Below are 22660 nucleotides of genomic sequence, written 5' to 3'. Positions count from 1 at the left end.
CGTCTGTGTTCGTTCTTGCGACGAACTCTTCCTTAAAAAAACCGGCCTAGAGTAATCAGCAGATCGCCTGATCACAACCACTTTTAACAAATAAAAAACACAGAGAAAACGTTTCACACCTAATCAAGTAACCAATCAAGAGCGGTTAGGCCGGATTATATCCCGGTGGTGCAAAGACTTATCCGTGGGATCCCCTCCCCTGCATCATAAAAAAGCCCCGACCTTGGCCGGGGCTCGACATCGAGGACAACCGGATCAGCGGTTGATGGCGATGGGCATGCCGCTGCGCTGTTCCAGAGCCTGCTTGACCAACTGGGAATCGCTGTCGGCGTGGGCGATGAAGCGGGTCACAGCAGTGGACATGGGCAAGGGTGCCGGCAGGCTGGAGTTGAACTCCTCCTGGCTGCGGGAGAGCGGCTGGTGCACTTCCAGGTAGCGGCTGCCATCCGGCTCGACCGAGGCCTTGATCGGCTGGTTCACGAACTGGACCCGGGTGCCGACCGGTACCTGCTTGAACAGATACTCGATGTCGTCGTTACGCAGGCGCACACAACCGTGGCTCACCCGCAGACCGATGCCGAACTGGGCATTGGTGCCGTGGATGGCGTACATCTTGCCGATGTAGAGCGCAAACAGCCCCATGGGGTTGTCCGGGCCGGCCGGCCAGACCGCAGGCAGGGTCTCGCCGCGGGCGGCGTATTCGGCGTGCATCTTGGCGGTCGGGGTCCAGGTCGGGCCCGCCTTCTTGCGCTGCACGCTGGTCACCCAGTCTTCCGGGGTGTCGGTGCCGAGCTGGCCGATGCCGATCGGCAGCACTTCCACTACCTTCTTGCCCTTCGGGTAGTAGTAGAGGCGCATCTCGGCGACGTTCAGCACTATGCCCTCGCGGGGGGCATCCGGCAGGATCAGCTGGTGCGGCACGACCAGCTTCTCACCCGCCTGCAGCAACAGGGGATCCGCCTTGGGGTTGGCTTCCAGCATGTTGGTCAATCCCAGCTGGAACTTGGCCGCGGCCGCTTCCAGGGGCTGGCCCGCCTCTTCGGCCGGCACCACGTATTCCAGGTTCTCGCCCACCAGGCGGCTGTTGGCCGCAGGCAGGGCATATTCGATGGCAAACCCGGGGGCGGCCAGGAGCAGGCTGCAGCACAGTGCGGCCGCCGTGTTGTGGAGGAGCTTCATAACTTTCCTGTGATATAGGGGGTGATACAGCACTCTGTGCCAGACCGGGCTCGGCGTGCGCGCCCGGGGCGAAGAGAAGGCAGCCATTTTTCTCCTCTGCACCGCAAATTTCAACCGACACGTGGTGACGGGTCGATGATTAATATGGCGTTTTCCCCTGGCCTCATCCTGTAACAATAATCAAATCACCCGTTCTTCCAGGCATGCATGTCATAACCGGTTGGTGATTGATGCAACCGCAGATGAAATTGCCCGATAATGGCGAATATGTGGTCGAATATATCGGCCTGGATCCCTTCGTAATCGGCCCAGGCGGTGGTCGCCGTGAAGCAGTAGATCTCCAGCGGCAGGCCGTCGGAGGTCGGTGCCAGCTGGCGCACCATCAGGGTCATGTCCTTGCGAATACCGGGGTGGGCACGCAGGTAGGCATCCAGATAGGCGCGCAGGGTGCCAAGGTTGGTGAGGTGACGGCCATTGATGGGACAGCTGATGGCGTCGCTGAGCTGCTGGTTGTAGGCACTCAGCTCCTGCTCCTTGCGGCTGAGATAGGGGGCCAGCAACTTGGCCTGTTTGAGCTGCAACTGCTCCTCGGAGCTCAGGAAGCGCACGCTGGTCATGTCGATGTTGACGCTGCGCTTGATGCGCCGGCCGCCGGACTCCGTCATCCCCTGCCAGTTCTTGAAGGAGTCGGAGATGAGGGCATAGGTGGGGATGGTGGTGATGGTCTTGTCCCAGTTCGACACCTTGACCGTGGTGAGACCGATATCGGTCACCTCACCATCGGCGCCGTACTTGTCCATCTGCAGCCAGTCACCGACGCTCAGCATGCGGTTGGCGGAGAGCTGGATCCCGGCCACCAGACCGAGGATGGGGTCCTTGAACACCAGCATCAGGACCGCGGTCATGGCCCCCAGGCCGCTGAACAGGAAGAGCGGCGACTTGCCGAGCAGCAGGGCGATCATCAGGATGCCGACCAGTATGCTGGCCACCAGTTTCACCCCCTGGAAGATGCCGCGCAGGGGCAGATCCCGCCCGAGCCGGGTATGGCGGCTCACCGACAGCAGGCAATCGAGCAGGGCAAACAGCGCGAGCAGCAGGAACAGCAGGATCCAGAGCTGGGCCAGCATCTCGATCAGTTGCAGGCTGTCGGATGCCTTGGGCAGCCAGATTTCCGCCTGACCGAGCAGCACGGCCCCCTGCAACACCAGGGCGAGCCGGTAGAACAGGCGCTGCTGCAGCTGGGGCGGCAGCCACACCTGCTTGGTCTTGCCGAGCAGCCCCACCAGACGCACCAGCAGGATACGGTGCAGCACCAGGTGCAGGGCCAGAGCGGTCAGCACGATGAAGCCCAGGGCGATCACCAGGGCGATCATGGGGGTCACATCGACACCCAGGCCTGACAACCAGTTGAAAAATATCTCCTTCATCTCTACCTCCGGGACGTGAAACTGCGGTCAGGGTACGTATCTGGCACCTCATGTCAAATGACAGCTTGCTCAATGTGCCCCCGAAACGACAACGCCCGGCACAGGCCGGGCGTTGATTCGCTGCGAGGTGGCGTCAGCCGACCAGGCTCAGGGCATCGCGGGCGATGACCAGCTCTTCGTTGGTGGGCATCACCAGGGCCAGGCGGCTGCCTTCGGCCGTGATGGGGCCTTCACCGCCCAGTACGGCGGCGTTGTTGGCCTCTTTATCGACCTTGAAGCCGAACAGGGCCAGACGCGCCAGCACCATCTCACGCACCATGGCGGCGTTCTCGCCGATCCCACCGGTGAACACCAGGGCGTCCAGGCGACCGTCCATGGCGGCGGCATAGGCACCGACATACTTGGCAACTCTGTAGGTGAACACATCCAGCGCCCGCTTGGCGCCCGCGTCGGTGGCGTAGTTGGTGGTGACGTAACGGCAGTCGCTGCTCGCCTCGGTCATGCCCAGCAGACCGGATTCACGGGTCAGCACCTGGTTGATCTCGTCCACGCTGTAACCGAGCTGGTCGTGCATGAAGAAGACCACGGCAGGGTCGATGTCACCAGAGCGGGTGCCCATGGCCAGCCCTTCCAGCGGGGTCAGGCCCATGGAGGTATCGACGGACTCGCCGTTTCGGATGGCGCAGACGGAGGCACCATTGCCCAGATGGCAGTTGATGATGTTGAGCTCGGACAGCGGCTTGCCCAGCGCCTTGGCGGTCTCTTCGGCGATGAAGCGATGGGAAGTGCCGTGGGCGCCGTAACGACGGATGCCGTTCTCCTGATAGAGCTTGTAGGGCAGCGCGTAGAGGTAGGCTTCCTGCGGCAAGGTCTGGTGGAAGGCGGTGTCGAACACGGCCACGTTCTTCTCGGCCAGGGCCGGGAAGACCTTGAGGGCGGCACGGATGCCGATGAGGTGCGCCGGGTTGTGCAGGGGGGCGAACGGAATGGCGGCCTCGATGCCGGCGATGACACCATCATCGATGCGAACGGAGCGGGAGAACTGCTCGCCACCGTGCACGATGCGATGGCCGATGGCGACAAGCTGCTCGGCGAGTGTCGGATCCTGGGGCAGGATGTGACCCACTATGTGGTCAAGGGCTTCCTGGTGCGCAGCGCCCGCGCCCAGCATGGCCTCGCCCTTGACTCCGTGGAGTTTCCATTTGATACGTGCGTCATCCAGATTGAAGCATTCGGCCAGGCCGGACAGCATGTCCTCACCTGTTTCGGCGTCCATTACGGCAAATTTCAGGGAAGAGCTACCGCAGTTAAGGATCAATACCAACTTGCTCATGTTCTACATCTTCCTGTGCTTCGGCTTTACGCCGACAGTGTCGTGTCATCCAACATGGATGGGATTCCCCTGCCGGGGGCGTTATGGTCGCAGGAAAGTGCGCCCAATTTTTCAAACTGTCTGGCGCCGACCACCAACGCTGGGCCTGGCGCACTCATCCTTTCAAACTCTCTGGCGCCGACTCATGATCTGGCGCGCTCATCTATCTCAAACTGTCTGGCGCCGACCGCCAACTCTGGGCCTGGCGCGCGCGTCGAATCATCGATTCGGGACGGGCCGAGCGGCGGCCCTGTTGTGGCGGGTGCCCGGGCACCCGGCGCTGCGGCTCAGACAGTGGCCAGCAACGACTGGTGGACCTTGACAACCAGCTTCTTCACCAAGCCTGGGGTAGTCAGGGTACAGAGAGGGCGATGCAGTTCTCCCGGCCAGAAGATGGCAAAGTCGCCGGGCTGCAACGCCAGATAACTGGTCTGGTCGTCATCGACGAACCAGAGATCGGGGTGGGGATGATCGGCACCGTCGTTCACATAGGCATGGGGCCCGACGCCGATCCACTCCTCCCCCCGCAGCAGCAGCTGGATGTCCAGATACTGCTCATGAAACTCGCCGCGGCGATCCGCGACCGGCTCGGTCAGCGCTTCGCTCACCAGGCAGAATAGCTTGAGACCGTCTATGTCATGTTTCCCAAGCTGCGCCTCACTCCAGTGGGCAAGGCTCTTCACCACCTCGGCCATGATGCGGGCCAGCGGGGCGGGCAAGGGGGTGCGTTGCAAGGTATCCAGACTGCCGGTGATCATGGGGTTCGCATCCTTAGGTATATCTCCCGTCTATCTTTGTCCATCAATGAAAAAGGACCCCTAAAGGTCCTTATTCAGCGTCGCCTGCCATCCATGCAGACTCGAAAAGCGCCTGATTCATCTTGTTGGCGCCGGGTCACTGTTGCACAGTCGCCCGCCCCTTGCCAAGAGATACCCGCTCATTCACCCGATGATCGTACCAGTTGAAACAATATTATTCACTAGTCCATTGCCACCGACTTTGACCAGACGCAAAAACGGGAGCATCTGCTCCCGTTTTTTTCACCGAATCGGCGTCATTCAAGCCTTGCGGGCGTTCTCCACCGGCTTGGCGTACATGGCACGCCAGATGGCCTTGTGCTCTTCCGGCACCTCCGACTGGCGGGTCAGGAAGGCGGTCTGCTCTATGGTGCTGGCCTTGCCGGGCACATCTGCGGCCAGGTAGTTGCCCGGGAAGAGGCGGTAGCTGCTCCAGATCGCCTTGTCGATGAGCGCGGCCAGTTCGTCCGGATCGCTGAAGCCCTCGGTGATGGGGGCACCGAAGGAGACATGTACTCGCCCCTTCTGGCCGATGATGCCGGCGACTATGCTCTCGATGTCCTCGAACTCGCCCTTCTCATAGCTGCCGTTGACCGACTTCTCGTAGAGCTCCCGCGCCTTGGCCTTGTCGGTGGGATCCACCTCGTAGCTGATGCTCACCGGCACTATGTTGAGGCTGCGCATGTAGTCGACGAAGTCGATCTTCTGCTTCTTGCCGTCCACGTAGAACATCTTGAGGATGGCCGGATCCGTCTTGTCATCACCGTTCTTGGCGCGCCCTTCCTTCTGGGCGATCCAGATGGAGTGGCCTTCGTGCACCGACTGGCCGATGTAGGCCGACAGCTCGCCGAGGGCTTTCATCATCTCCCGCGGCCCCTTGGCGGAGCGCTTGACGATGAAGCTCTTGTTGAGCTTCATCAGCTCGGTGGCACAGGGCTTGCGCAGCAGGTTGTCACCGATGGCGATGCGCACGGTATCGAAGCCGTGGGTGTGCAGCCCCCAGTTGACGAACGCCGGATCCATGGCGATGTCCCTGTGGTTGGAGACGAACAGGTAGCCCTGCTCCTTCTTCAGATGCTCGAGACCGGAGAAGCTCACCCCCTGGGTGGAGGTGGCGATCATGCGGCTCATGTAACGGGTCACCCCCATCTGCACCTGATGGATGGTGCTGACCTTGGCCCACTTGTGGCGCAGGAACTGGCGGATCAGCGGGCGAATGGCCCAGCCCAGCCAGCTCATCAGGGAACCGAAACGGTATTTGGCGATGGCGCCGATAAACTCGTCATCCTGGATCAGCCGCTCGATGGCAGCCGGCACTTCGTCATCGCGATAGGGGCGAATGTCCGCGAATCTATCTACTTCTGTCACAATGTCAGCCTTGCATGTATGGAGTCGCGACCAGCTGCTGCTGGCCGGGAAAATTCAGGGCGCAATTTTACACGCTTTTGGGGTCAGGGGTATGAGACGCACACAGATAGTGCGATCTTGCCGTGAAAAAGCCGACAGATCCCAGGGAACAAGGATCCAGGATGGCCTGCGCCGACGGATTGGCGAGGGTTGGCCCTGCCACATGCAGCCTAACCTGCCGGATTGAGCAGCGCGGTGAGGATGTGGTCCTCCCAGCGGCCGTTGATCATCAGGTAGTCCCGGGCATAGCCTTCCTGCTCGAACCCGAGACGCGCCAGCAAGGCGCCGCTGCGCCGGTTCGCCGGCATGTAGCTCGCCATGATGCGGTGCAGGCCGCGCTCCCGGAACAGATAGTCGATGCCGGCGGCCACCACCTCCTGCATCAGCCCCTGCCCCTCATGGGCCTGGTCGATGGCATAGCCCAGATGGCATGCCTTGAACATGCCCATCATGATGTGGGTGAAGTGGCAGGTGGCGAGTACCCGCTCCCCTTTGGGATCGAGCGCTACCAATGGCACGGCGCTGCCATCGAAAAACTGGCCGTAACCGTCGCGCAGTCGCCCCTGCCAGTGACCCAGGGTATAGAAACTCTCGTCACGCCTCAGCTCCCAGGGCGCGAGGTGAACGCGGTTGCGCTGGTAGAAATCCAGCATCAGACAGGCCCGCTCCGGGGGCAGCACGGTCAGCCGGGTACGGGCCGTGGTGATATGAGGCAGAGTCATCACTGTGTCTCCCCATCCTGACCATGCATGGTGCCAGCGACCAGGTTGGGCCGGGACGCCATCAGTGATCCCTTTCCCGCAACCTGAGCCAGTCATCCCGCAGCAGACCGTAGTGGACGTGATCCACCACCCTGTCCGCCAGCCGCTCCGCCCGCCGGGTGATCCCCTCCTGCTGCATGCCGAGCCGCTCGCACACCGCCCGACTGGGTTCGTTCTCCAGTGCGGCGCTGATCTCCACCTTCTCCATCCCCATTTCCTCGAAGGCGTGATGAACCAGGGCCTGACAGGCCCGGGTGATGATGCCGTTGCCCTGCCAGCGCTCCGCCAACCAGTAGCCGATGCTGACCTTGGCCAACCCCTGATCGATCTGGTTGTAACCGATGACGCCGACCACTTCCCCCTGGTATTCGATGGCGGTGGTCAGCCCCTCGCCTCGGGCAAATTTCTCGATGGCGTGGCGAATGAAGGTGGCGCTGTCAGAAGGCTGCTGGATATGGGGCACCCAGGGCAGCCACTGGGAGAGATAGTCGCGATTGCGCTGGCAGAGGCGAAAGAGTTCGCTGGCCATGTCGGGCTGCAGGAACAGGAGCGCCAGTTCGTCATCCAGTTGCCATGAAAACATTGTTTCTCCCCCGCTTTTGGCCCGGCATTCGCCATCATGGGAGCCAATGTAGTCAATCAATCCCTTGTTTGCCAAGGACTTTCGGCGCATATCACCGACCGGCAACCCCCATATGGATGCCCCCATTCGGGTATCGCATTGAGCATTTCATCAATCATCCTCCCACTTGGTACAACGCACCAAATTTACGACGTTTTTTAGCTGTCACCGATGAAAACAGTCAGATCTGCTGCTCCTTTATGCTGCTCTGTCACATATGACAGGCAGTAATTTCAGGCGGGCCCACTAGTGTAAATGCGCCGGGCGACAGACCCGGTGTGTAATATTCATCGACTAAGGAAAGACGAGATGAACAAAGTCTATTTGGCCGTGGTACTGGCCTGCTGGGGAAGCGCCGCCATGGCGGCAGAACAGGTGGAAGTGAATCAGGTTGCCGGTCTGTTGGGAGCACCGAGCGGTGCTGCGGGGGTCAGCGCGCTGGCGGGAGAGGGCGAGTTTCGTCAGGTGCGGGCCGTCAAGCTGCCCAATGGCCAGCAACGAGTGCGCTACGAGCAGACCTGGCACGGCATCCCGGTCTGGGGGCAGGTGCTGGTGGCCGAGCTGTCCCTCGGGGGTCAGATAAGCCAGGTCTCCGGCCAGATGCTGCGCCAGATCGATGCCGATGTGGCCAGTCCGACTGCCGCCCTCTCCCCTGGCGATGCCGCCCTCAAGGCCCGCGCCGGAGCCAAGGGCAGCAACGAGCGGGTCAAGCTGTTCGTGATGCAGGATGAGGCCGGCCAGGCCCGGCTGATCTACCTGGTCTCCTGGCTCGCAGCGAGCGAAGAGCCGAGCCGCCCCTTCGTGGTGATCGATGCCCAGAGCGGTGCCGAGCTCAAGCGCTGGGAGGGGATCAACCACAAGGACGCCACCGGCCCGGGCGGCAACCTCAAGACCGGCAAGTACTTCTACGGCGCCGATTTTGGCCCCCTTCAGGTGGACGACAACTGCCGCATGACGGGCACGAACGTGGACACGCTCAACATGAATCACGGCACCACGGGCGGGGCCATCCATCAGTTCACCTGCCCGGAGAACACGGTCAAGGAGATCAACGGCGCCTACTCGCCGCTCAACGATGCCCACTACTTCGGCAACGTGGTGTTCGACATGTACCGCAATTGGTACAACACGGCACCGCTCAGCTTCAAACTGAAGATGCGGGTGCACTACAGCCGCAACTACGAGAACGCCTTCTGGGACGGCAGCCAGATGACCTTCGGTGACGGTGCCACCACCTTCTACCCCCTGGTGAGCCTGGACGTGGCGGCCCATGAGGTGAGCCACGGCTTCACCGAACAGAACTCGGGCCTGGTCTACTCCGGTCAGTCGGGCGGCATCAACGAGGCCTTCTCCGACATGGCGGGTGAAGCGGCCGAGAACTACATGAAGGGCAGCAACGACTGGCTGGTGGGGGCCCAGATCTTCAAGGGCAACGGCTCCTTGCGCTACTTCGAGGATCCGACCCGGGATGGCAGTTCCATTGGCCATGCCAGCGATTACTATGACGGCATCGACGTGCACCACAGCTCGGGGGTCTACAACCGCGCCTTCTACCTGCTGGCCAACACCGGCGGCTGGAATACCCGCAAGGCGTTCGAGGTGTTTGTGCTGGCCAACCGCCTCTACTGGGGCGCCAACACCACCTACGATCAGGGCGCCTGTGGCGTGACTAGGGCGGCTACCGATCTGGGCTACAGCCTGACCGATGTGGCGGCAGCCTTCAACACGGTCGGCGTCAACGCCAGCTGCGGCGCCACACCACCGGCCGGCACTGTGCTGCAAAACGGCGTGCCGGTGACCGGCCTCGCAGCCGCCAAGGGGGCAAGCTGAGCTACACCATCGAGGTGCCGGCCGGCAAGAGCCAACTGGTGGTCGCCAGCAGCGGGGGCAGCGGGGATGCGGATCTCTATGTGAAGTTTGGCTCGGTACCGACCAGCACCAGCTACGACTGCCGTCCCTACAAGAGCGGCAACACCGAAACCTGCACCCTGAATGCGCCCAAAGCGGGCACCTGGCACGTGCAGCTCAGCGGGTTCAGCGCCTTCTCAGGGGTGACCCTCAAGGCCAGCTACTGAGCCTGAACGGGAATAAAGGAGAGCGCCGGACTTGTCCGGCGTTTTTTTATGCGGGCTTCCCTGACCAGCGCCTGGCCAGGGTGCGCGCCGCTTCCAGCACCCGCTCCTTGGCGGGATTGGGCCGCTTGCCGCTGCGCCAGGCCATCATCACATCCCAGTGATCCGGCGGCAGATCCGTCACATCCAGTCTCACCAGGCGGCCGAACTCCAGATCCCGGGTAATGGCGAGCGCCGGCATCAGGGTGATGAAGCCATGCTCCAATGCCAGCTCCCGCGCCGCACTGGCGGGCTGGATGGCGTGCAGCGGGCTCGTCACCTGGCGCAGCAGCCGCAACTGCAGGATCAGCTCGTCACACCCGGTGCCCCACTGCTGGGGGGCCAGCCGCTCGTTGGCAATGTCCTGCAGGGTCAGCCCCTGCCGACCGGCCAGCGGGTGGGTGGCGCAGGCCACGGCGATGATGGGAGAGCGATAGAGCAGTTCGAGCTGGATACCGGCGATGGCGGGACACTTGAGGATAAAGCCGACGTCGGTCTCGCCGGTCAGCAGCTCCTGCATGATGATGCCGGAGTGATCCGTGTTGCAGCGGATCTCGAAAGCTTCATCCACCAGGGCCAGCAGCAAGGGGCCGAATACCGCCGTAGTCAGGGAAGGGAGACAGGCAAGCTTGATACGTGGCAGGGCGGGCGCTCCCTGCATCGCCAACCGCCCCCCCTCCAGGGCGCTCAGGGCTGCACTCGCGGCAGGCAGAAACTGCTCGCAGGCCGGGGTCGGGGTAGCCCCCCGCCGATGGCGACGAAACAGGGACTGACCCAGCTCCTGCTCCAGCACGGCGATCCGCTGGCTCACCATGGGTTGTGACCAGCCGCGAATGGCCGCCACCTTGCTGAAGCTGCCACGATTGGCCACGTCCAGCAGCAATTGCAAATCATCGAGTGTCACAGCCATAACCAAATCCAATATAAAATATAGCCAGTTGTCGGCTACCACTATATCTGGCGCCCCACCAGAATAGCAGCATCAATCGTCATGAAATGGCAGAACGCCAGCGAGTCAGGGACTTATCGTCGCCCTTGGCTCTGTTTGGTGACGGCGCCATTCGGGCAATGAGTACACAACAAATAATGTCATCGAAGCAAGCAGGGGTATAAGGGTCATGGTGGAGCGGGCGAGGCGGTTGGGGCGGTGGTTCTTGGCATTGGATTCCCTCTTGGTGATCCTGGGGTTCTTCGTGGTGATGCCCATGATAAGCCTGCGTTTCGTGGATCAACTTGGCTGGGCCGCCGGTGTGGTCGGGCTGGCGCTGGGGCTGCGCCAGCTGACCCAGCAGGGGCTGGGGGTCTTCGGCGGCTCGCTCGCCGACAAGTTCGGGGCTCGCCCCCTCATCGTCTGCGGCATGTTGCTGCGGGCGCTGGGCTTTGCCAGCCTGGCCTATGCCCAGAGCGGGCTGGAACTCATTCTCTCCTGCATCATCTCGGGACTCGGCGGCTGTCTGTTCGATCCGCCCCGCGCCGCTCTGGTGATCAAGTTCACCCGCCCGCGGGAGCGCGGCCGCTACATCTCCCTGCTGATGATGCTGGAGAGCGCCGGCGCCGTGGTGGGGGCCCTGCTCGGCAGCTGGCTGCTGAACTTCGATTTTGAATATGTCTGCCTGCTGGGAGCCGGCCTGTTTGTCTGCGCGGCCCTGTGCAACCTGCTGATCCTGCCCCCCTACAAGCTCTCCCTGCGGCCGACCCCGATCCGGACCGGCCTCGGCCAGGTGCTGGCGGACAAGGCCTTCTGCCGGCTGGTACTGATCCTGAGCGGCTACTACGCGCTCTGGGTGCAGGTGATGCTGATCTTCCCCATCCTGGTCAAGCAGATGGCGGGCAGCACCACGGCGGTGGGATGGATGTACACCCTGGAGACCGCCATCTCGCTGGCTCTGCTCTACCCCCTTGCCCGTTACGGCGAGCGCCACTTCAAGCTGGAAAACCGCCTGATGGCGGGGGTATTGCTGATGACGGCAGGGATAGGGCTGGTGGCCTTTGCCACCACCTTGCCCGCCGTCTTCATGCTGCTTGCCTGCTTCTATCTCGGCATCGTCATCGCCGAGCCCGCGAGAGAGACGCTGATGACCAAGCTGGCGCAGCCGGGGGCGCGCGGCAGCTACATGGGCTTCAGTCGCCTTGGTCTGGCGCTGGGCGGCATGACCGGTTACGTCGGTGGCGGCGCCCTGCATGACTATGCCAATGCCCAGGGACAACCCTGGTTGCCCTGGCTGGTGCTCGGCACCGTCGGCGTCACCACCCTGCTGCTGCTGGTGAACTGCTTTCAGCGCGATTCCCGTCTGGCCCATGTCAATGCCTGATCCCTGAGCACACATGCAGTCGACATAGTCCCCCGGGCGCCCCTCATTCGAGTCGGCGCCCTTCTTTTATCCCGCAACACAGGATCGACGACCAGCCTCTCCATACCGGTCCCTCGTTCCTATTTTCCTCACTTCACGGACCGAATCGCGCACATAAAAAAAGCGGCAGATTGCTCTGCCGCTTTGTGTTCATCTGGCTGGGTTACTTGTCGATATCCAGCATGTGATTGTTCGGATTTAACATGTAATCGATCACCTGGTTGGCCGTGGTCCCCGTGCCCCCCGTCAGGGTGTCGAAGGTGTGGTTCACCAGCACTATCTCCTGGGTCACCGGCGCCGCACTGCTCTCCTTGACCTGCAGATGCACCCCCTCGCTGTCCTGGAACACCGAGAGCAGGCTCTTCAGGGAGCTCTCGCTCTTGTTACCATCGCTGTCGAGCAGATCGCTGAGATCCAGCTTGTCCCCTTCCGACTTGCTGAAGTCGACGATGTAGTCTTTGGCCACCTTGCCGGCTTCGGTATCCCCCTTAAGCCAGATGAAGGTATCGGCCCCCGCATCCCCCTTCAGGATGTCGTCGCCCACCCCCCCGATGAGGATGTCGTTACCCAGCCCCCCGCTCAGCACGTCGTTGCCAGTCCCACCGTACAGGGTGTCGTTGCCGCTGCCACCACTCAACACGTCGCTGCCACTCTCACCATAGAGAGTGTCGTTGCCGCTACCACCGAACAGGGTGTCGTTGCCGGCCCCACCGAACAGGAAGTCGTCACCACCCTGACCGAACAGGATGTCATTGCCATCCCCGCCGTAGAGGGTATCGCCCTTGTCATTGGTCGACGACTGATCGAACTCGCTGGCGTGATCCGTGATGTAGGAATGCACCTGGGCATCGGTCACCGACCCGGCCCCCAGCTTGCCGCTCACATACTGCTTGATGGCCGCATATCCTTCCCCGCTGATACCGGTGAAGCGTACCGCATCGCCGAACAGGATATCGTCGCCTGCACCGCCTTCGAAGCGGTCGGCCCCCGGCAGGTTGTTGGTGGAGCTACCCAAGATGGTGTTGGCCAAGTCGCTAGCATTGACGCCGGTCATGATGACGCCGTCAAAGTCGTAGGACTTGAGATCGTTATAGGAAATGTTGCTACCCAATCCGATCGCCTCGACGGTCACCCCTTTTGCGGTCAACAGCTGGTAACCCAACAAGGCGTCGGCCTGGACGTCCTCGGTGCTGTTTAGACCATCCCCACCCAGCAACTGGATCCGATTCTGGCCATTACTACCCTTGACGATAACTCCCACCGTGGTCTTCGACCAACCACCCCATACTTGAGTCCACTTGATCACTTCCCCTTTACTGTTGACCACTTCGAAACCGCTATAGGTCACGGTATTGCCGAGCACATAATTGTTGAGGTTCAAAGAAGTAGCGTTGAGATAGTCGTCATTGCCAAAAGCCCAGTCGATGATCTTCACATCACGGAGCCTAGTGGTGGTGCCGAGATCATAGAAGGTCGGCTTACCATCGGTGATGAAATAGGCCAGGTTCTTCGCATCGATATTGTTTGTCGCCTGACTACCGGCAAACCAGTCCGCCGCCTTGCTGAACGCAGCCTCGTAGTTGGTGCCACCTTCGGCGGACATCCCCTTGAGGGCATCGAGCAAGGTCTTCAATGCCCCGCTATCGGTCAGATTGACGCTGACACTGCCATGGGTCGTGGTATCGAAATCCACGAGGAAGATATTGACGGTACCCGCATTGTCGGTGCCCGCGCTGGTCTTGAGGCTGGTAAAGACTTGCTCCAGCTGTGTGCGGATCGTCTCCATTGCCTCGTCACCGATACTGCCGGAGCTGTCGACCATAAAGGCGATGTTGTAGTTCTGGCCCGGCAACACCACGCTGCCGTCGAGATCGCCCACCACTATGTTGTGCTCGCTGCCATAGGTTCGGTTCTGGTCCCCCGGCTCCCCTTCGATGGCATTGAAGTAGCTCAGGCGGATGCTGTCATCGTCGGTGGCGGAGCTGGTCTGATCGGTCCCCACCTCCTTGGCGATAGCCTCAACCTTGAGATCGACCTGGCCGGCACTGTTACCGGGGACTCGCAGGGTCAGCCCGCTCAGCTTCACATCCAGCGCGCTCGCACTCCACAGACCGCTGCTGGCGGTGAGGGTGATCTTGCCGTCGGCTCCGGCGGTGCCCAGCAGCTGGTTGCCGTTGTAGAGCAGGGTGTTTTGCGGCATGCCGCTCAGCACCAGGCTGTCGAACTGCTCGCTACCATCCCGATCGCTCAGGGAGGCACTCACCTCCAGCGGATAATCGACCACCACCGGCTGCACTAGGGTCAGCTCACCGGTGCTCTGGTTAAGCTGGTAGATACCATCGGCGAACTGGACATACTCCACATCGTGCAGCGCCTTGGTGATGCCGGCGCCCTTCTCCGTGACGTAGAAGTCGAACCAGCGATCATTGACCGAGTATCCGCTGCCCTTCGTGATGGCGTAGTCGGCACGGTTGCCGGACAGTACAGCGATATCTTTATCACCAGCACCGCCAAAGAGAGCATCGCCACCCAACCCAGCGACCAGAATGTCGTTTCCAACGCCGCCGTCGAGGGTATCGCCCGACACTGAGTTGCCACCGACCAGCACGTCATTGCCGTTGCCACCGACGAAGTGGTCGCCGCCCCCCTTCACGCTGACGATGTAGTCGTTGCCATCACCGCCCACCACGGAGTCCTTACTAGAAGTGCTATCGGTCAGAGTGTTGGTGATCCCGAGGGCCCCCTTGTCGAAGCTGCCGGACTGGAACTGGCCCGTGGAGATCCCCGCGCTCGGGAAGCTCTGGCTGTAAGACGGCATGCCATTCCCCATCAGGGTGACGTTGACCGTGGGCTTGTCGGCCACCGCAGTCACGTCGATCACCAGCTTGCCGCTGTTGCTGAGGTTGGCCCCGTCGCTTACCTGGTAATCGAAGCTGGCGTAGTCCCCCTTCAGGTTGCCGATCAAGGCACCGCCGCCGTTGCTGACATTGGTGCTCGACTCGTTCAGACCAGGCACGAAGCGCAAATGACCCGCATTCACCTCGTCGTAGGAGATGAGGGCGCCAGCCGACACGGCCACCCATTGCCCCGCGGCATTGAGGTATTCGAGAGTGCCATTAAGCGGCAGAGTGTTGATCTTCACCCCGAGATCGGTCGCGGCCTGATCGTCGCTGGCACCAAACTGTGCCCAGGTCAGCACCTGGGGCTTGTCTTCCTGCCCGGCACTGTGGCCCCCTGCAGCGGTCGGCGCCCGATCGTTGTCAAGGATGGTACCGGTGCCGCTCTGGCCACCTATGGTCACCGACAGGGTCTCGTTTGCCTCGACCAGACGATCGTTCACCGTCGGAATGGTCACGGTGAAACCGGATACCCCGGCCGGCACCGTGATCTTGCCGGTGGTGCTGTTATAGGTCACCCCGTTGCTGAACTGGGCTGTGCCCCAATCCAGGTTGGATGCGGGGTTGATGCCGTTGCCCCTGATGGCGAAGTCATATTGCGTCGCCTCCTGGGTCGCATCGGACAGGGTCACCGTATGTTGCAGATTGCCGCCTTCCACTGTGTTCTCGCTGGATACCGACTGCACGATCGGAGTAAACAGCGGCTTGGTCGCGAAAGAACCCAGGCTGGAATCACCATCCCCATCCACCACCTTGATCTGGAAGTCGATGTCGCTGTCACCCAGTGGCTTGGACATGTTCTGATACTGGAAGAACTCCCACTTGCCGGTGGCCGGGGTGAATTCCAGACGGAACACCAAGGTGTCGTCGCTGGCCTTACCGATCAGGGTATTGGCCGACTCCATGCTGGTGGTGATCAGCTTGCCGGTGGCCGTGGTCAGGCCGGTCTCGTTGGAGCCGAGCAACTGCATGTAGCCCTTGCCATCTGCTCCCCACTGCGGAGTGACAGTACCCGAACCGTAAGCAATGGCGGGTACCGTGGTGGCACCGAGGAACTCGATGCTTTTCACGGTGAAGTCGCTGTTGTCGGCGTACAGACCGTTACCATTGTTGGTGGCCTTGATGACCATGGTATCGAAGCCATCCTGTTGCACCTGGAAATTGCCCGCATAGTCGCCACCCGCAGCATTGGAGCTGAAGGTCTGGGTGCCGATCAACACGCCACCGCGATAAAACTCGACCACGCCGCTCTCCAGTTCGCCGCCGAACATCTGGCTGAACTTGATGTTGGCGCCATAGGCCACCTTGCCCGCATCCAGCTTGATGGTGAGCTGCTCTGAAGCCGAGGTGCCGTTTGCAAAGTGACGGAAATCAACTTCGTTGGCGAGGTTGTGATTCGGCGAACCCACACTGGAAACCCCCAGGCCTGAGCTGGAGCCGTTGACGTTGGCGGTGATCAGGGTCGAGTTGGTCGACGAGGTAAAGCCCAGCGCCGTGATACTGAAACCGGACACGTTAAGGGTCGTCTGGTTGCTGCCACTGTATTTGGTCAGATCAAACAAGCCGGTCAGGGTATCCGGGATATTGGTCTTGATGACGGACACGGCCGCGGCATCACCAGCGATCGGCGCATCATCCTCGACCGAGATGAGCAGGTCACTAGAGGTACTTGTCTTGCCATCCGATACGGTCACACCAATCTTGATGTCTTTTACATCCTCATTATCAGGATTCTGATGGTCAACCGGGGCCTTGAGGGTCACGTCGTAGCTCCACTCACCCTTGCTGCCACCAACCGGCGCGGTCAGCTTCACGTCCATGACCGTCTTGTAGTCGGTACCACCCGGTGTACCGGTATACCCGGTCAGCACCTTGGTGGCAGCATTCCAAGTCCACTGAACTGCCGCACCACCGGAAGTCAGACCCGCCGGCCCATTCAGGCTGATGGTCAGACTATCCTGGCTATCGACGTCGCCGACCGTGATCTTGCCGCTGGCAGCCACGCGGTCAGTGGTATCACTGCTGCCTGACGTATCGGCAATGCCGCCGGCAAGCCCCTCTTCGGAGACCACGGCCCCCTTGTCGATGCTCAGTGTCGGCACATCGTTGGTGCCGATAATGGTCACCGAGACGGTATGGCTGGTGCCATCCACGGACTGCACGGTGAAGGTCTCGACCTTGGTCTCCCCTTCTCCCAGGTACTGCACCTTGCTGTTGTCGACCTGGTAGGTCCAGGCACCGCCTTCGGTGATGGCGAGGCTACCCAGCGCGCCCGCACTCGGGGTGCCGTTGCCAGCCAGGAACTTGGCTTCATCGGCGCCGTCCAGGTCGGTCACGCTCAGGGTGCCGGTCTCGGTCAGCAGCGGGGTGCTCTCGTCTTCGGTGACCGCACCGCTGTCGGTGCCGGTGATGACCGCGGCATCGTTGACGCCGGTGATGGTGATGGTGACGGTGTGCTCGGTGCCATCCACAGACTGCACGGTGAAGGTCTCGACCTTGGTCTCCCCTTCGCCCAGGTACTGCACCTTGCTGTTGTCGACCTGGTAGGTCCAGGCACCGCCTTCGGTGATGGCGAGGCTACCCAGCGCGCCCGCACTCGGGGTGCCGTTGCCGGCCAGGAACTTGGCTTCATCGGCGCCTTCCAGATCGGTCACGCTCAGGGTGCCGGTCTCGGTCAGCAGCGGCGTGCTCTCGTCTTCGGTCACGCTGCCGGTGTCGGTGCCGGTAATGACGGCCTCATCGTTGACGCCGGTGATGGTGATGGTGACGGTGTGCTCGGTGCCATCCACAGACTGCACGGTGAAGGTCTCGACCTTGGTCTCCCCTTCGCCCAGGTACTGCACCTTGCTGTTGTCGACCTGATAGGTCCAGGCACCGCCTTCGGTGATGGCGAGGCTACCCAGTGCGCCCGCACTCGGGGTGCCGTTGCCAGCCAGGAACTTGGCTTCATCGGCGCCGTCCAGATCGGTCACGCTCAGGGTGCCGGTCTCGGTCAGGGTCGGGGTGCTCTCGTCTTCGGTCACGCTGCCGGTGTCGGTGCCGGTAATGACAGCCGCATCGTTGACGCCGGTGATGGTGATGGTGACGGTGTGCTCGGTGCCATCCACAGACTGCACGGTGAAGGTCTCGACCTTGGTCTCCCCTTCGCCCAGGTACTGCACCTTGCTGTTGTCGACCTGGTAGGTCCAGGCGCCGCCTTCGGTGATGCCGAGGCTACCCAGCGCGCCCGCGCTCGGGGTGCCGTTGCCGGCCAGGAACTTGGCTTCATCCGCCCCGTCCAGGTCGGTCACGCTCAGGGTGCCGGTCTCGGTCAGCAGCGGGGTGCTCTCGTCTTCGGTCACGCTGCCGGTGTCGGTGCCGGTAATGACGGCCTCATCGTTGACGCCGGTGATGGTGATGGTGACGGTGTGCTCGGTGCCATCCACGGAGGTGACCACAAAGGTCTCGACCTTGGTTTCGCCTTCGCCCAGGTACTGCACCTTGCTGTTGTCGACCTGGTAGGTCCAGGCGCCGCCTTCGGTGATGGCGAGGCTGCCCAGTGCGCCGGCACTCGGGGTGCCGTTGCCGGCCAGGAACTTGGCCTCATCTGCCCCATCCAGGTCGGTCACGCTCAGGGTGCCGGTCTCGGTCAGCAGCGGAGTGCTCTCGTCTTCGGTCACGCCGCCGCTGTCGCTGCCGGTGATCACCGCCGCATCGTTGACGCCGGTGATGGTGATGGTGACGGTGTGCTCGGTGCCATCCACAGACTGCACGGTGAAGGTCTCGACCTTGGTTTCGCCTTCGCCCAGGTACTGCACCTTGCTGTTGTCGACCTGGTAGGTCCAGGCGCCGCCTTCGGTGATGGCGAGGCTGCCCAGTGCGCCCGCGCTCGGGGTGCCGTTGCCGGCCAGGAACTTGGCTTCGTCGGCGCCGTCCAGATCGGTCACGCTCAGGGTGCCGGTCTCGGTCAGCAGCGGGCTGCTCTCGTCTTCGGTCACGCTGCCGCTGTCGCTGCCGGTGATCACCGCCGCATCGTTGACGCCGGTGATGGTGATGGTGACGGTGTGCTCGGTGCCATCCACAGACTGCACGGTGAAGGTCTCGACCTTGGTCTCGCCCTCGCCCAGGTACTGCACCTTGCTGTTGTCGACCTGGTAGGTCCAGGCACCGCCCTCGGTGATGGCGAGGCTGCCCAGCGCGCCGGCACTCGGGGTGCCGTTGCCGGCCAGGAACTTGGCCTCATCTGCCCCATCCAGGTCGGTCACGCTCAGGGTGCCGGTCTCGGTCAGCAGCGGAGTGCTCTCGTCTTCGGTCACGCTGCCGCTGTCGCTGCCGGTGATCACCGCCGCATCGTTGACGCCGGTGATGGTGATGGTGACGGTGTGCTCGGTGCCATCCACAGACTGCACGGTGAAGGTCTCGACCTTGGTTTCGCCTTCGCCCAGGTACTGCACCTTGCTGTTGTCGACCTGGTAGGTCCAGGCACCGCCCTCGGTGATGGCGAGGCTGCCCAGCGCGCCGGCACTCGGGGTGCCGTTGCCGGCCAGGAACTTGGCCTCATCTGCCCCATCCAGGTCGGTCACGCTCAGGGTGCCGGTCTCGGTCAGCAGCGGAGTGCTCTCGTCTTCGGTCACGCTGCCGCTGTCGCTGCCGGTGATCACCGCCGCATCGTTGACGCCGGTGATGGTGATGGTGACGGTGTGCTCGGTGCCATCCACAGACTGCACGGTGAAGGTCTCGACCTTGGTTTCGCCTTCGCCCAGGTACTGCACCTTGCTGTTGTCGACGTTGTAAGTCCAGGCACCGCCCTCGGTGATGGCGAGGCTGCCCAGTGCGCCGGCACTCGGGGTGCCGTTGCCGGCCAGGAACTTGGCCTCATCGGCGCCGTCCAGATCGGTCACGCTCAGGGTGCCGGTCTCGGTCAGCAGCGGAGTGCTCTCGTCTTCGGTCACGCTGCCGCTGTCGCTGCCGGTGATCACCGCCGCATCGTTGACGCCGGTGATGGTGATGGTGACGGTGTGCTCGGTGCTCGGTGCCATCCACAGACTGCACGGTGAAGGTCTCGACCTTGGTTTCGCCTTCGCCCAGGTACTGCACCTTGCTGTTGTCGACCTGGTAAGTCCAGGCGCCGCCCTCGGTGATGGCGAGGCTGCCCAGTGCGCCGGCACTCGGGGTGCCGTTGCCAGCCAGGAACTTGGCTTCGTCGGCGCCGTCCAGATCGGTCACGCTCAGGGTGCCGGTCTCGGTCAGCAGCGGAGTGCTCTCGTCTTCGGTCTTCGGTCACGCCGCCGGTGTCAGTGCCGGTGATGACCGCCGCATCGTTGACGCCGGTGATGGTGATGGTGACGGTGTGCTCGGTGCCATCCACAGACTGCACGGTGAAGGTCTCGACCTTGGTCTCGCCTTCGCCCAGGTACTGCACCTTGCTGTTGTCGACCTGGTAAGTCCAGGCGCCGCCTTCGGTGATGGCGAGGCTGCCCAGTGCGCCGGCACTCGGGGTGCCGTTGCCAGCCAGGAACTTGGCTTCGTCGGCGCCGTCCAGATCGGTCACGCTCAGGGTGCCGGTCTCGGTCAGCAGCGGGGTGCTCTCGTCTTCGGTGACCGCACCGCTGTCAGCGCCGGTGATGACCGCGGCATCGTTGACGCCGGTGATGGTGATGGTGACGGTGTGCTCGGTGCCATCCACGGAGGTGACCACAAAGGTCTCGACCTTGGTTTCGCCCTCGCCCAGGTACTGCACCTTGCTGTTGTCGACCTGGTAGGTCCAGGCGCCGCCCTCGGTGATGGTCAGGCTACCCAGCGCACCCGCGCTCGGGGTGCCGTTGCCGGCCAGGAACTTGGCTTCATCGGCGCCGTCCAGATCGGTCACGCTCAGGGTGCCGGTCTCGGTCAGCAGCGGGGTGCTCTCGTCTTCGGTGACCGCACCGCTGTCAGCGCCGGTGATGACCGCGGCATCGTTGACGCCGGTGATGGTGATGGTGACGGTGTGCTCGGTGCCATCCACAGACTGCACGGTGAAGGTCTCGACCTTGGTCTCGCCCTCGCCCAGGTACTGCACCTTGCTGTTGTCGACGTTGTAGGTCCAGGCGCCGCCCTCGGTGATGGCGAGGCTGCCCAGTGCGCCGGCACTCGGGGTGCCGTTGCCGGCCACAAACTTGGCCTCATCCGCCCCATCCAGATCGGTGACGCTCAGGGTGCCGGTCTCGGTCAGCAGCGGGGTGCTCTCATCTTCGGTGACCGCACCGCTGTCAGCGCCGGTGATGACCGCGGCATCGTTGACGCCGGTGATGGTGATGGTGACGGTGTGCTCGGTGCCATCCACGGAGGTGACCACAAAGGTCTCGACCTTGGTCTCCCCTTCGCCCAGGTACTGCACCTTGCTGTTGTCGACGTTGTAGGTCCAGGCGCCGCCCTCGGTGATGGCGAGGCTGCCCAGCGCGCCGGCACTCGGGGTGCCGTTGCCGGCCAGGAACTTGGCCTCATCCGCCCCATCCACGTCGGTCACGCTCAGGGTGCCGGTCTCGGTCAGCAGCGGGGTGCTCTCGTCTTCGGTCACGCCGCCGCTGTCAGTGCCGGTGATCACCGCCGCATCGTTGACGCCGGTGATGGTGATGGTGACGGTGTGCTCGGTGCCATCCACGGAGGTGACCACAAAGGTCTCGACCTTGGTTTCGCCCTCGCCCAGGTACTGCACCTTGCTGTTGTCGACCTGGTAGGTCCAGGCGCCGCCCTCGGTGATGGTCAGGCTACCCAGCGCACCCGCGCTCGGGGTGCCGTTGCCGGCCAGGAACTTGGCTTCATCGGCGCCGTCCAGATCGGTGACGCTCAGGGTGCCGGTCTCGGTCAGCAGCGGGGTGCTCTCGTCTTCGGTCACGCTGCCGCTGTCGCTGCCGGTGATCACCGCCGCATCGTTGACGCCGGTGATGGTGATGGTGATGGTGACGGTGTGCTCGGTGCCATCCACAGACTGCACGGTGAAGGTCTCGACCTTGGTTTCGCCTTCGCCCAGGTACTGCACCTTGCTGTTGTCGACGTTGTAAGTCCAGGCACCGCCCTCGGTGATGGTCAGGCTACCCAGCGCACCCGCGCTCGGGGTGCCGTTGCCGGCCAGGAACTTGGCCTCATCGGCGCCTTCCAGATCGGTCACGCTCAGGGTGCCGGTCTCGGTCAGCAGCGGCGTGCTCTCGTCTTCGGTCACGCTGCCGGTGTCGGTGCCGGTAATGACGGCCTCATCGTTGACGCCGGTGATGGTGATGGTGACGGTGTGCTCGGTGCCATCCACAGACTGCACGGTGAAGGTCTCGACCTTGGTCTCCCCTTCGCCCAGGTACTGCACCTTGCTGTTGTCGACCTGATAGGTCCAGGCACCGCCTTCGGTGATGGCGAGGCTACCCAGTGCGCCCGCACTCGGGGTGCCGTTGCCAGCCAGGAACTTGGCTTCATCGGCGCCGTCCAGATCGGTCACGCTCAGGGTGCCGGTCTCGGTCAGCAGCGGAGTGCTCTCGTCTTCGGTCACGCTGCCGCTGTCGCTGCCGGTGATCACCGCCGCATCGTTGACGCCGGTGATGGTGATGGTGACGGTGTGCTCGGTGCCATCCACAGACTGCACGGTGAAGGTCTCGACCTTGGTCTCGCCCTCGCCCAGGTACTGCACCTTGCTGTTGTCGACCTGGTAGGTCCAGGCACCGCCCTCGGTGATGGCGAGGCTGCCCAGCGCGCCGGCACTCGGGGTGCCGTTGCCGGCCAGGAACTTGGCC

At 62.6% G+C, this 22660-nt stretch carries 10 protein-coding genes and 3 pseudogenes; 2 read left to right on the top strand and 11 right to left on the bottom strand.

Going from position 1 to position 22660, the window contains the following annotated elements:
- Positions 1-255: 255 nt before the first annotated feature.
- The 7 genes from KI797_RS03895 to KI797_RS03865 all read right to left on the bottom strand — a co-directional run bounded on the left by KI797_RS03895 (position 256) and on the right by KI797_RS03865 (position 7526).
- A complete protein-coding gene (locus KI797_RS03895; protein ID WP_043132981.1) occupies positions 256-1179 on the bottom strand; it encodes a L,D-transpeptidase family protein in 924 nt (307 codons plus the stop codon).
- Between the two features lie 185 nt (positions 1180-1364).
- On the bottom strand, positions 1365-2606 hold the full coding sequence (locus tag KI797_RS03890) for a mechanosensitive ion channel family protein (protein WP_182787733.1): 1242 nt from the start codon (positions 2604-2606) through the stop codon (positions 1365-1367).
- 133 nt (positions 2607-2739) lie between these two features.
- Positions 2740-3939: an acetate kinase gene (locus KI797_RS03885; RefSeq protein WP_041205080.1), complete on the bottom strand. Its 1200-nt coding sequence runs from the start codon at positions 3937-3939 to the stop codon at positions 2740-2742.
- Positions 3940-4265: 326 nt separating this feature from the next.
- Positions 4266-4736, bottom strand: coding sequence for a YhcH/YjgK/YiaL family protein (locus KI797_RS03880; protein WP_041206006.1), 471 nt, complete (start codon positions 4734-4736; stop codon positions 4266-4268).
- Positions 4737-5036: 300 nt separating this feature from the next.
- Entirely contained in the window at positions 5037-6143 is a 1107-nt protein-coding gene (locus KI797_RS03875; RefSeq protein WP_041206007.1) for a 1-acyl-sn-glycerol-3-phosphate acyltransferase, read from the bottom strand.
- Positions 6144-6352: 209 nt separating this feature from the next.
- Positions 6353-6904, bottom strand: a complete 552-nt coding sequence (locus KI797_RS03870; RefSeq protein WP_226171555.1) for a GNAT family N-acetyltransferase — start codon at positions 6902-6904, stop codon at positions 6353-6355.
- Between the two features lie 61 nt (positions 6905-6965).
- A complete protein-coding gene (locus tag KI797_RS03865; RefSeq protein WP_218409597.1) occupies positions 6966-7526 on the bottom strand; it encodes a GNAT family N-acetyltransferase in 561 nt (186 codons plus the stop codon).
- 348 nt (positions 7527-7874) lie between these two features.
- Between KI797_RS03865 and KI797_RS03860 the strand changes: the two are divergent.
- A pseudogene (locus KI797_RS03860) lies at positions 7875-9640 on the top strand (M4 family metallopeptidase).
- Positions 9641-9686: 46 nt separating this feature from the next.
- Here KI797_RS03860 and KI797_RS03855 read toward each other — a convergent pair.
- Positions 9687-10586 carry a LysR family transcriptional regulator gene (locus tag KI797_RS03855; RefSeq protein WP_042648909.1) on the bottom strand — a complete coding sequence of 300 codons (900 nt, stop codon included), beginning with the start codon at positions 10584-10586 and terminating at the stop codon, positions 9687-9689.
- Positions 10587-10794: 208 nt separating this feature from the next.
- Between KI797_RS03855 and mdtH the strand changes: the two genes are divergently transcribed.
- Positions 10795-11988, top strand: coding sequence for a multidrug efflux MFS transporter MdtH (gene mdtH / locus KI797_RS03850; protein WP_226171553.1), 1194 nt, complete (start codon positions 10795-10797; stop codon positions 11986-11988).
- Positions 11989-12190: 202 nt separating this feature from the next.
- Here mdtH and KI797_RS03840 read toward each other — a convergent pair whose 3' ends face one another.
- From KI797_RS03840 to KI797_RS03835, 3 genes and pseudogenes are all read right to left on the bottom strand, one after another.
- Positions 12191-19942 (bottom strand): VCBS domain-containing protein, encoded by a 7752-nt coding sequence (locus KI797_RS03840; protein WP_264160735.1) that lies wholly within the window; start codon positions 19940-19942, stop codon positions 12191-12193.
- Between the two features lie 43 nt (positions 19943-19985).
- Positions 19986-20129, bottom strand: a pseudogene (locus tag KI797_RS21140) (VCBS domain-containing protein); the annotation flags it as partial.
- 103 nt (positions 20130-20232) lie between these two features.
- Positions 20233-22617 (bottom strand): annotated as a pseudogene (locus KI797_RS03835) (VCBS domain-containing protein); the annotation flags it as partial.
- Positions 22618-22660: the final 43 nt, after the last annotated feature.

The sequence above is a fragment of the Aeromonas media genome, assembly GCF_020423125.1.
Lineage (GTDB): Bacteria > Pseudomonadota > Gammaproteobacteria > Enterobacterales > Aeromonadaceae > Aeromonas > Aeromonas media.
Note: the sequence above shows the minus strand (reverse complement) of the source record. Positions and strands in the feature narration are given on the sequence as shown.